The 11,517-nt window shown below is 63.2% G+C and carries 7 protein-coding genes; 5 read left to right on the top strand and 2 right to left on the bottom strand.

What is annotated here, in order from left to right:
- Positions 1-8: 8 nt before the first annotated feature.
- On the bottom strand, positions 9-2,378 hold the full coding sequence (bcsA, locus tag BTHE68_RS25800) for a UDP-forming cellulose synthase catalytic subunit (protein ID WP_162069093.1): 2,370 nt from the start codon (positions 2,376-2,378) through the stop codon (positions 9-11).
- 238 nt (positions 2,379-2,616) lie between these two features.
- Here bcsA and BTHE68_RS36760 point away from each other — a divergent pair, with 238 nt between their 5' ends.
- Together BTHE68_RS36760 and BTHE68_RS25790 are read left to right on the top strand one after the other, a co-directional pair.
- On the top strand, positions 2,617-3,399 hold the full coding sequence (locus BTHE68_RS36760) for a TenA family transcriptional regulator (RefSeq protein ID WP_197919722.1): 783 nt from the start codon (positions 2,617-2,619) through the stop codon (positions 3,397-3,399).
- Positions 3,400-3,517: 118 nt separating this feature from the next.
- A complete protein-coding gene (locus tag BTHE68_RS25790; protein ID WP_162069092.1) occupies positions 3,518-4,255 on the top strand; it encodes an OmpW/AlkL family protein in 738 nt (245 codons plus the stop codon).
- Between the two features lie 347 nt (positions 4,256-4,602).
- Here BTHE68_RS25790 and BTHE68_RS25785 read toward each other — a convergent pair whose 3' ends face one another.
- Entirely contained in the window at positions 4,603-5,514 is a 912-nt protein-coding gene (locus BTHE68_RS25785) for a LysR family transcriptional regulator (RefSeq protein WP_162069091.1), read from the bottom strand.
- 113 nt (positions 5,515-5,627) lie between these two features.
- Here BTHE68_RS25785 and BTHE68_RS25780 point away from each other — a divergent pair, with 113 nt between their 5' ends.
- The 3 genes from BTHE68_RS25780 to lhpI are packed head-to-tail and all read left to right on the top strand — an operon-like array spanning position 5,628 to position 11,495.
- Complete coding sequence (locus BTHE68_RS25780; protein ID WP_162069090.1) at positions 5,628-9,026, top strand: molybdopterin-dependent oxidoreductase; 3,399 nt, start codon at positions 5,628-5,630, stop codon at positions 9,024-9,026.
- A gap of 57 nt (positions 9,027-9,083) precedes the next feature.
- On the top strand, positions 9,084-10,532 hold the full coding sequence (locus BTHE68_RS25775; RefSeq protein WP_162069089.1) for a short-chain fatty acid transporter: 1,449 nt from the start codon (positions 9,084-9,086) through the stop codon (positions 10,530-10,532).
- A gap of 24 nt (positions 10,533-10,556) precedes the next feature.
- Positions 10,557-11,495: a bifunctional Delta(1)-pyrroline-2-carboxylate/Delta(1)-piperideine-2-carboxylate reductase gene (lhpI, locus tag BTHE68_RS25770; protein WP_162069088.1), complete on the top strand. Its 939-nt coding sequence runs from the start codon at positions 10,557-10,559 to the stop codon at positions 11,493-11,495.
- Positions 11,496-11,517 lie beyond the last annotated feature (22 nt).

Raw genomic sequence — 11,517 nt, 5'->3', positions numbered from 1 at the left:
TCATCCAATCAAGACTTTGCAGATGTCACGACGCGGCGCAGCGCGTGTCGTCGACTCGCCAGCCGATTCAGGACATATCGCAGCAGCGCGGTGAAAAAGGTCCGGTAGTGCGCGAGCGCGTGCACGGTGCCGAGCCGCACGACGAGGCCTAATCCGCGCCGGATACCGATGCGCTTGTTGCGCTGATCGCGGAAGCTGCGCCAACGGCCGCTGTCGCCATAGACGAGCGATACGCGGTCGCTCAGTCCCTCGACACTGCGATCGGAGAACTCGACGCCGACCGCGCACGTGCCGTCGCCGGGTTCGAACACCCCGCGCACGACCACCGGCAATTGGCAGTGGCAGCCACGCGCCGCGTTGTATGCATCGAGCGTGGCGGTCCAGCCACGAGGAATCGACGACTGCGCACCGAGCGGCACGATCAGCTTCGCGCCGCCCGCCGACAGATCGACGATACGGCAGTCGAACGCAGGCGAGAATGCGCGGGCGGGCGTTGCGCCTTGCTCATCCGCGACGTTCGATAGCAGCAGTGTGCCGGCGATGTCCGCAGGCACGCGCGGCGCGACGCGGCGCTGCCGGCGTTCGTACAGCACACCGATGCACGCATTGAGAAGCACCAGGTTCAGCACGCTCCACGCCACCGACGACGCGATCACGCCGCGCTGCATGTCGCCATCGATCAAGCGCCACACGCCGACGATCGCCGAGATCAGCACGCCGAGATACACCGCGTAGAACGGCCCGGCGAGTTCCGAAATCTGGTCCGCGTCGCTTTGCTCGCCTTTGGGCGTCACATTGAATGTCGGCGCGCGCGGATTGAGCAGCACCGCGACGACGCCTCGCAACGAGAACATCGAGAGCAGCATTTCGTAGACTTCTGAAATTAGCGTCCAGCGGTACTTGCCGAACAGGTAATCCGTCGTGAGGATCACGCCAACCATTTGCGGCAGGCCATACGCGAAGAACTCTGGCAACGTCGCGTTATAGAACTGCAGACCGAACAGCAGATACAGTGCGGGCGCGAGCAGGAACACGACGCGCGCGTAGCAGAAGAACCAGAAGAACGCGTTCGAGAAATAGCAGAGGCGCTGCGCGAGTTTCAGCCCCTTCATCCGCAGCGGATTGCGGAACATGAGAAGCTGGATCATCCCCTGCGCCCAGCGCACGCGCTGCACGACGAAACTCGCGAACGTCTCGGGTTGCAAACCGGCGATCAATGGCTCGTTCAGATAAGCGCTGCGATAGCCTCGTGCGTGAAGCATCAGCGCGGTTTCGGCGTCTTCGGTGATCGATGTGCCGGTAATACCGCCGATTTCCATCAGACACTTTCGGCGCAGCACCGCCGCCGAGCCACAGAAGAACGACGCGTTCCAGAAATCGAGGCCGCGCTGGATCACCGAATAGAACATCTCGTTCTCGGGCGGCATCTTGCCGAACATGCCGAGGTTCTTTTCGAGCGGGTCCGGATTGCTGAAGAAGTGCGGCGTCTGCAACAGGAATAGCTCGCTGTCGCGTTGAAAATAACCGATCGTCTTTTCGAGGAAGTCAGCCGTCGGCACGTGATCCGCGTCGAAGATCACGATCAGCTCGCCACTGGTTTTCTCGAGCGCCGCGTTGATGTTGCCTGCTTTAGCGTGCTCGTTGCGCTCTCGGCTCAGATAGTGTGCACCGTGCCGCGCGGCCAGCAGCGACAGTGTCAGTGCGCGTTCCTGCGCGGCGGCTGCTTTCACGGGATCGGCCTGCGTGCGCTTCTGTTCGGTACCGCCGTCGTCGAGCAGATAGACATTCATGCGATCGCGGTCGTAGCGCATGTCAAGCGCAGCGCGCAGCGTGATTTCCAGCATCTCCGGCGGCTCGTTGTACGACGGAACGTAGACATCGACGGTGGGCAGCGGGCCGGCCGTGCGGATCAAGGGCACGCCCTCGCGCTTGAGCGGCCGGCTGTTGACGAACAGGCCACCGAGCGTCAGCACGATGCCGTACAACTCGGCGCCGTACATCATCATCATCAGGATGAAGTCCGCGAAGCCGTTGTAGCCGAGCGTCGAAGTGGTGCGCCAGCAAACGTATCGGATCGACAGGAATGCAGAACATAGGAGGAAGAACAGCCGCGTGCGCTCGATCAGACCGGAACGGCGCAACACGATCATCACGGCGAGCGTCATGAACGCGAGGCAAAACTGCGCCTGAAGATCGATGCGCACCATTGCCAGAACGGCGACAACCGCGAACGCCATGCACCAGGCGCAGCCTGCCGCCCGCGTCCGCCAGTCTGTGGGCTGGCGTGGCGGCTCGTGTTCGACGCCGACGCCGGGCGGCTCCTGAGCCGGCGACCGCAGCACGCGCGGCGCAAAAGCCAACCTGTTTGTCACGCTCATCGTTCTCGCCCGCGTCGTTGGATTCAGATCGCGAGGCCATGAGACCCGCGTTACCCGGTCGGCATCAGCATGTTCCAAATGCCTCGCGATTGGGTGTGCGGGGAACAGAGCGCCTGCTATTCATAACGGCAGTCCACGACAAATCCTGAGAGGGATGCGCTTGTTGTCCATCAGACTTACGTTCCGATGATAGGAATGCGGACAAGACGAACGGTCGTTTCGTCCGGCTAAGCATCCGATGCGCTTGTCTCTCAGCCAAAGCGATATGTTCTTTGACGAGTGCTTGCCACCGGGGCGCCGCATTAAAACGCTGTGGCCAACTCAGGAACTACTGAATATCATCGAGCGCCCATTGAATCGATGTCCGTCGAGGACACTGGCAGAAGAGCAGTTCGTCGCCAAGGCAGCCCCTCCGCTATTTGCATCCCGGCGGCGAAGGCTCGCCCTGATTGAACAAGTGGGCACTTTTGGCGTGCTTTCAGAAAAAATCGATAGTTCTCGTTTCTTCACTTCAGCAGCCCAGAAGTGTTGCCGTTATCCACTAATGGATCTGGCGCGGCGCTATCTGACTCGCAATATCTGCGTTGGGCAAAACCGCACGGATTACTGGGTCGACTGGGCAGCCGCGCACGACGTCAACAAGCGCGCACTGATGAAAGGCGGCGGTCCGTCCCTCGCTTACGCACTTTCGCACTGGTGCTGGAAGAGCAGCAAAGGGAACCCGCTAGCCGCGAGCATCGCCGCAACCAACTTCGCGATCGAAGGCGTCACGGGCGAGTGGTCGACATTTGTTTGCAGCAGTGACACCTACGCGAACAGCTTTCCCGTCTCGATGCGCCATAAGGCCATGCGCTGGCTCAGTCTGCACGCGCACTACGACGACGCACATCCGTGGGAGGCGCTCGAGATCGTCGCTACGTTGCTCGGCAACGCGCCAGGCGTCGACGAGGTGCACGCCGTGAAGCGCAGCATCGAAATGAGCTACGCGTATTTAAAGGTGAGTCTCGACTGCTGTCCGTAGAGACCGTCGGTTCACTTGTTTTCTTTTGTCGTGCGTTCGTCGCCTCGGGCCGTGTGGCTGAGACGATGTGAATGCGCTCGCCTGGCACCGATTGAAATCTGAAACGAGGAGAGAAGAAATGAAGCTGCAACTCTTTGCATGCGCGGCCCTCGCAACGACGAGCATGGCAGGCGTGACGAGCGCACATGCGCAGTCGGCGGGCGATATCCAGGTCAGTGCCGGCTGGATGCACTTCGCACCGCAGGATTCAAGTGGCCCCTTCAACGTCACCGCGCTGGGTCAGACGGTCACGAAACAAGGCGCAAGCGCATCCGTGAGTGATGCGGACACCTTCGGACTGACGCTCCAGTATTTCGTCACGGATCACATCGCCGTCGAAGCGGTGACGGGCGTGCCGCCGAAGTTTCATCTCACCGGCGAAGGCACGCTCGGGCCATTGGGCGAACTGGGTACGGCCCGTGAATGGAGCCCGACGCTGCTGCTCAAGTACTACTTCCTCAGTGCCCAGAGCAAGTTCCGCCCCTATGTCGGTGCGGGTGGCTCATACGTGTGGTTCTCAGACGTCAAGCTGAGTCAGCAGATGGCCAACGGCGCGTTCCTTTATTCGCCGCAGACCGGCACCGCATTGACGGGCCCCACTAGCGTGCATATCAGCAATTCGTTTGCGCCGGTCGTGAACGCCGGACTTTCCTATAACTTCACCAGACACTGGTCGGCGGCGTTCTCCGTGTCGTACATGTGGCTGTCCGCACGCGCGACGCTCACGACGAACTCCGCCGTCGGGCAGATCAAGAGTGAATCCAAGCTCAAGCTGAATCCGATTGTGACCTTCTTGTCGGTCGGCTATACGTTCTGAACCGGCAAGCTACCGCATTAAACGAAGCGCGCTCCGCCCCACTCGAAGCTATCTCGCCCGGCCGGAGCGGCCCTGACGCGCTCAAATGCGTGTCCGACCGAAACGACGTTGGGTGATTACCGCGTTCGACGCTGCATCGGTCTTTGTACCGAGAGTCTCGCGACGCTTCCTGCGGCCTTTCCATCGGATAGAGGCCGTCAAGGCTCCGCGACACGCTGGCATGCCGGCGAATGGCCAATTGCCTCTTCGTCGGTTCGCTCCCCGCGCAAGTCAACGTGCAGCTGCGAGAGTGGTAACTACGGCAAAACGCCCGATACAAACGTCCGTTTCCCGGACGAAGCGGCCGATCACAATGTGCTGTGCTTCCACGACCTGAACAGATCCAGTAGCGTCCTCACCTGGCGGCCCAAGGTCACCTTCCGGTGCCACACCGCGCCCACGTCCATTGTCGGCACCGCCACGCTCAGGTCTCTGCGGCTGATGCGATTGCCTTCCAGCGACCACGGCCGATAGACGAGATCAGAAAGTATGGTCACGCCCTCGCCCAACGCGACGAGACTGCGCACCGCCTCAATCGAGGTACTCTGCATGCGCACGCGCGGTGCGACGCCGTACTTCCCCCAGTAACGCGCGACCGTCTGCACGTGCTCGTCCATGTCGAGCAGAAGATACTTTTCCTGCGCGACGTCCTCGAGCGTCACGCGCTGCGTTTCGAGTAACGGATGATCGGGCGGCGTCCACAACCGGCGCGGGGAGCGGATCATGGTTTCGCACTTCAGGTCGTCGTGCAGCGCGGTGTTGGAGACGAGCAGCAGCGCCATGTCCAGTTCGCCGTCGAGCAACTGACGTTCAATGGTTTCGCGCTCACGCTCGATGACCTCCACCTGCAGATTGCGGAAGCGGCGCGTGACGGTCGACATCAACGACGGCAATAGATAGGCGGATATCGTTTCCGTCATGCCGATACGTACCCGCCCCGAGATCTGCTCCGGCACTTCCTGCGCCGCGAGCACCGCCTCCTGCACCGACTGTCGCGCCTGCTGCACATGCCGCATGAAGCGCACACCCGCATCGGTGAGCCGGACGCCTTTGGCATGCCGGGACAGAAGCGGCACGCCCACTGCGTCCTCGAGGTTTTGCAGCGCGATGGTCATCGACGACTGCGAAACGTTGCACAGATTCGACGAACGCAAAATCTGCCCGGTATCGGCGACGGATAAAAAGTACTCGATCTGACGCAGGGTAATCTGGCGCGGCATATGAAACGCCCAAAATGTAAGGTATTGAAAAACTCTATATTGCCGGATCAAAAATATGAATTTGGCATCGTTTCCGGTTTCGTAGCATAGCCGTATGAAACCCGGAGACGGAGATGGAAGTACAGGAAAAAAAGGGCTACTGCACACTTTGCCGTTCGCGTTGCGGGACGATCAACATCGTGCGCGGCGATCAGTTGACGGAAGTGCGCCCCGACCGCGAACACCCCACGGGCCACGCAACGTGCCTGAAAGGCAAGTCCGCGCCGGAACTCGTGCACAGCCCGCACCGCGTGCTTCATCCCATGCGCCGCACCGCGCCGAAGGGCGCCGACGATCCGGGCTGGGTGCGCATCGGCTGGGACGAGGCGCTCGACGAAATCGCCGCGAAGCTCGATACCCTGCGCCGCGAGCACGGCGCCGAATCGGTCGCATTTGGCGTGACGACGCCGAGCGGCACGCCGATGAGCGACAGCATCGACTGGGTCGAACGCTTCATCTGGTCCTACGGCAGCCCCAACATCTGCTACGCGACGGAAATCTGCAACTGGCACAAGGACGTGGCCCATGCGTTCACGTTCGGCTGCGGTATTCCGGTTGCCGACTACCGCCACGCCGGAGTCATTCTCCTGTGGGGCACGAACCCCGCCAACACGTGGCTCGCGCAGGCCGATGCCATTGCAGCCGGCCGCCGCAACGGCGCAAAACTGGTCGTCGCTGATCCACGTCCAACGGCCCTCGCGCGCGAAGCCGATGTCTGGCTGCGCGTGCGTCCCGGCACCGACGCAGCGCTCGCGATGGGCATTGCGCGACGCATCATCGAAACGCGCAGCTATGACGATACGTTCGTGCGCACCTGGACCAATGCGCCTCTGCTGGTGCGGCGCGACAACGGGCGCTTTCTGCGCGAGCGCGATATTGATTCGCAGGCACCGGCTAATCGCTACGTCGTATGGAACGCGCCTCTTGGCCGTGCAGAAGCGCTCGGCCAAGAGGCGCACACGACGCCCGACGACCTGGCGCTCGAAGGCCTGTACACCGTCGGGGCAGTGGAATGCGAACCGGCGTTCGCGTGCTACCGGCGCGCGCTCGATGACTTCACGCCCGAGCGCGTCGAAGCCATTACCGGCGTCGAGCCCGATGCGCTCGAACGCGCGGCCGCCCTGCTTGCGCCGGGTGCGCGCATCGCGTATCACGCGTGGTCGGGCGTCGGCCAGCATACCAATGCGACGCAGACCGAACGCGCCATCGCCACGCTCTACGCGCTCACGGGCGCCTTCGACACGCGCGGCTCGAATCGCGAGTACGTCAAGCAACCGGCCAATGCCGTGAGCACGTACGCTCTCTGTGCGCCGCAGCAACGTGCCAAGGCGCTCGGCCTCGACGAACGTCCGCTCGGGCCGCCCGCGCAAGGCTGGATCACCGCGCGCGATATGTATCGCGCGATGCTCGAAGGCGAACCGTACAAGGTGCGTGCGTTATTCGCATTTGGCACCAATCCGCTGGTCTCCCAGCCCGATGCCGAATCCGCGCACGCCGCACTGAGCCAGCTTGAATTTCATGTGCATTGCGATTTATACGAAACGCCGTCGTCGCGTTATGCGGACATCTTTCTGCCGATCAATACGCCGTGGGAACGCGAGGGCTTGCGCATCGGCTTCGAGATCGACGAGCGCGCGGTGGAACTCGTGCAGTTGCGTCAGCGCATGGTGAGCCCACGTGGCGAAAGCCGCGCCGATTATGACATCGTGTTCGCGCTCGCGACGCGTCTGGACATGCACGACGCGTTCTTCGGCGGCAGCATCGAGGCGGGATGGAATCATATGCTCGCACCGCTCGGCCTCGACGTGGCGACATTGCGCGCGCATCCCGAAGGCATTTCGCGCCCGCTCGAACAACGCGAGAAGCAATACGCGCTGCCGGTGCACGACGGTCCGCGCGGCTTTCGCACGGAGACGCTGCGCGTCGAGCTGTATTCGGAAAAGCTCTTGCGGCATGGCTATCCGCCGGTGCCGGTGTTCGTACCGCCTGCGGGGATCGCACCGGAAGCGCGCGATCTGGCCTACCCCTACGTGCTCACTTCGACGAAGAACGGCTACTACTGTCACAGCCAGCATCGCGGCGTCACGCGACTGCGCAAGCGCGCGCCGTATCCGCTGGTCGAAATGAGTGCGGCGCTCGCGGCGAAGAAAGGCATCGAGAACGGCGACTGGGTGATCCTGCGCACCGCGCGCGGCTCGGCGCGTTTCGTCGGGCGAATAGAAGAGGCGCTCGCCGACGACGTGCTCATCGCCGAATACGGCTGGTGGCAGGCATGCGACGAACTCGGCATGCAAGGTTTCGACGCGCGCGGCAAGCTCAACAGCAACTTCAGCAATCTGGTGTCGGGGACGCAATGCGATCCGCTCTCCGGCTCCATGCCGATGCGCGCGCTCGCCTGCGATCTGCAGCCCGATCCGTCGTTCGAACGCGAGCGGCGCGCGTGGAAAGGCTGGCGCGATTTCGTCGTGACGAATCTCGTCGACGAAGCCGAGGGTGTACGCACGGTCACCTTCGCCGCGAAAGACAGTGGCCCGCTGCCCGACTACCTGCCAGGACAACATGTGACGGTGCATGTCTCGACCCTCGGCGAACGCGGCGCCACGCGCGCGTATTCGCTGGTCGGCCATGCGAAGGAACGCGGCCGCCGCACCTACACGATCTCCGTGCGCCATCAGCCGGAAGGCGCGATGTCGAGTCATATACATCGCGAACTCGCCGTGGGCGACGAAGTGGGCTTGCGCGCGCCAGGCGGCACCTTCGTGCTGCCGATGCGCTCACGCCAGCCCGTGGTGATGTTCGCGGGCGGCATTGGCATCACGCCGTTCATTTCGTATCTGGAATCGCTCGCGCGCGAGACCGCGACGCAGCAGCGTCCCGAAGCGTGGCTTTTCTATGCGAATCGTCACGGCGCAGCGCATGCGTACAAGCAGCGCATCCAGGCGTTGCATAAAGAATGGCCTGCATTGCGCGTGTTGGACTGCTACGCGCATCCGCGCGCGGAACTCGATGTGTTCGGCGTCGACTACGACCGCGCCGGTTATCTCGACGCGTCAGTGATCGGCGACGATCTGATCCGGCGCCGCGCGCGCTTCTACCTGTGCGGCCCCGAGCCGATGATGACGCCGATCATCGACGGACTCGTCGCGCGAGGCGTACCTGGGTTCGACATCTTCAAGGAAGCGTTCCGCTCGCCTTCGCAGCCGCGCGCCGATGCATCACAGGCCTTCTCGGTGACCTTCGCGCGCTCCGGAAAAACGGCGCGCTGGACGCCGGTGCAAGGCAGCCTGCTCGCGTTCGCCGAGAGCATCGGCGTGTCGCTGCCGAGTGGTTGCCGCGTCGGCCAGTGCGAAAGCTGCGCGGTGCGGCTCGCAAAAGGCACCGCCGATCATCTCTCGGGCAATGCACCCGAAGAACCCGACATGTGCTTCGCATGCCAGGCGATTCCGCTGTCGGATCTCGTCGTCGAAGCATAACGACTCACGACTCCCCTACCCACACACTCGCAAGCGCGCTTGACAGGAGACATCAGCATGGAACAGGTCACACAGGCAAAGCCGCTACCGCCGGCATCGGACGATGGCAACACAATGGAGCGCATGGCTGCGCGCGTAACGCGCTGGGCCGAACGGTGGTTTCCCGATGCGTACATTTTCGCGGCGATCGCAGTCATCGTCGTGGCGCTGGGTGCGCTGGCGATCGGCGCACCGGTGCAGCGCGTGAGCATCGCATTCGGCGACGGCTTCTGGAGCCTCATTCCCTTCACGATGCAGATGGCCATCGTGGCGATCTCGGGCTACGTCGTCGCCGTCTCGCCGCCCGCGTCGAAGGCGATTGCGTGGCTCGCGCGCCTGCCGAAGAGCGCACGCAGCGCGGTGATGTTCGTCGCATTCGTGAGCATCGGCCTGTCGCTGTTCAACTGGGCGATCAGCCTCGTTTTCAGCGGCCTGCTGGTGCGCGCGCTGGCCCGCCGCACCGATCTGCGGATGGACTATCGCGCTGCGGGAGCCGCGGCCTATCTCGGCATGGGCGCGACGTGGGCGCTGGGCCTGAGTTCGTCGGCTGCGCAGTTGCAGGCCAACGCCGACAGCCTGCCGAAAGCGCTGCTCGCGATCACCGGGGTGATTCCGTTTTCGGAAACCATCTTCCTGCCGCAATCGATGCTGATCGTCGCCGCGCTCACCGTCGTGTCGGTCGCCATCGCGGGCCTGTCCGCACCGGTCGGCGATCGTGCACGCACGGCGCAGGACCTGGGCGTGCCGCTCGACGACGTCGACATGAACCTGGTGAAACCCGCACGCCCCGGCGAGTGGCTCGAATACAGCCCGCTCGTGACGATCCTGCTCGTGCTGCTCGGCAGCGTGTGGATCGGCCATGAGTTCACGACGAAGAACCCGCTGCTCGCGATCTCGAACCTCAACACGTACAACTTCGTCTTCATCCTGCTCGGCATGCTGCTGAACTGGCGCCCGCGCCGCTTCCTGAATGCGGTTGCGAAATCCGTGCCGTCGACGGCGGGCGTGCTGATCCAGTTTCCGCTCTACGGTGGCATCGCTTTCATCCTCACCAAAGCGGCGGCGCCCGGCGGCCTGCCCTTGTCGGACCATCTCGCGCACTTCTTCGTCGCGATCTCATCGCAGGGCTCGTTTCCCGCAGTGATGGGCGTGTACTCCGCGATCCTCGGCTTCTTCGTGCCGTCGGGCGGCGGCAAATGGATCATCGAAGCGCCTTACGTGATCGAAGCGGCCAAGTCCCTGCAGGTGCATCTCGGCTGGGCCGTACAGATCTACAACGCGGCCGAAGCGCTGCCCAACCTGATCAATCCCTTCTGGATGCTGCCGCTGCTCGGCGTGCTTGGACTGCGCGCGAAAGATGTGGTCGGCTTCACGTTCACGCAGCTCATTGTGCATATCCCCCTCGTGGTGTTCTTGCTGTGGACGCTCGCGCCGACGCTGACCTACCACGCACCCGTCATGCCCTAAAAACACCACAAGGAAAGTCTTCCAATGAAGATTCTGGATTCGACCGTCACGCGTGAGGCACTGCCCTTCCCCGAACTGATCGACGCCTTACGCGAGACGTTCATCGAGGGGGCTCACGTGCCGCTTCGTCACAACCACAAGATCGAGACGGAAAGCGACCAGGGCACCGTGCTCATCATGCCCGCGTGGCAGGAGGGACGTTATCTCGGCATCAAAACCGTCAACGTATTTCCCGGCAACGTTGCGCTCAGCCTGCCGGGCCTGCATTCGACCTATGTGCTCTACGACGCCCGCACCGGCGCGCCGCTCGCGCAGCTCGACGGCAACGAGATAACATCGCGCCGCACGGCGGCGGCGTCTGCTCTTGCGGCAAGCTATCTCGCGCGCAAGGACGCCACGCGCATGACGCTGCTCGGCGCGGGCCGCGTGGGCAGTCTCGTGCCGCAGGCGTATCGCGCCGTGCTGCCGATTCGCGAAGTCGACGTATGGGACGCGGTTCCCGCGGCATCGGAACGTCTCGTCGCGCGTCTGAACGAACTCGGCTTCCATGCGCGCGTCGCCGGCAATCTGCCGGAAAGCGTGGCGCGCGCCGATGTCGTGACCTGCGCGACGCTCGCCACCGAACCGGTCGTGCGCGGCGAATGGCTCGCGCCGGGCTCGCATCTCGACCTGATCGGCAGCTTCACGCCCGCGATGCGCGAAGCCGACGACGCGTGCTTCATGAACGCCACGACGTTCGTCGATACGTCGGAAGCGTTCCAGAAGTCCGGCGACCTGCTGGGTCCACTGCAGCGCAGAATCATCACCGATCCGCAGCGTTGGCCGACGCTGGAAACGCTGTGCCGCCAGCAAGCGTCCGGCCGCGCCAACGACACGGAACGCACGGTCTTCAAGGCAGTAGGAACGGCGCTCGAAGACCTGGCGGCAGCGGTGCTCGTCTATGAGCGGTGCGGGCGCGCGTAGCGAACCCTGACGGGCACCCATA

It is taken from the genome of Burkholderia sp. THE68 (assembly GCF_009938265.1).
Lineage (GTDB): Bacteria > Pseudomonadota > Gammaproteobacteria > Burkholderiales > Burkholderiaceae > Caballeronia.
This window is presented reverse-complemented; position numbering and strand designations above follow the sequence as displayed.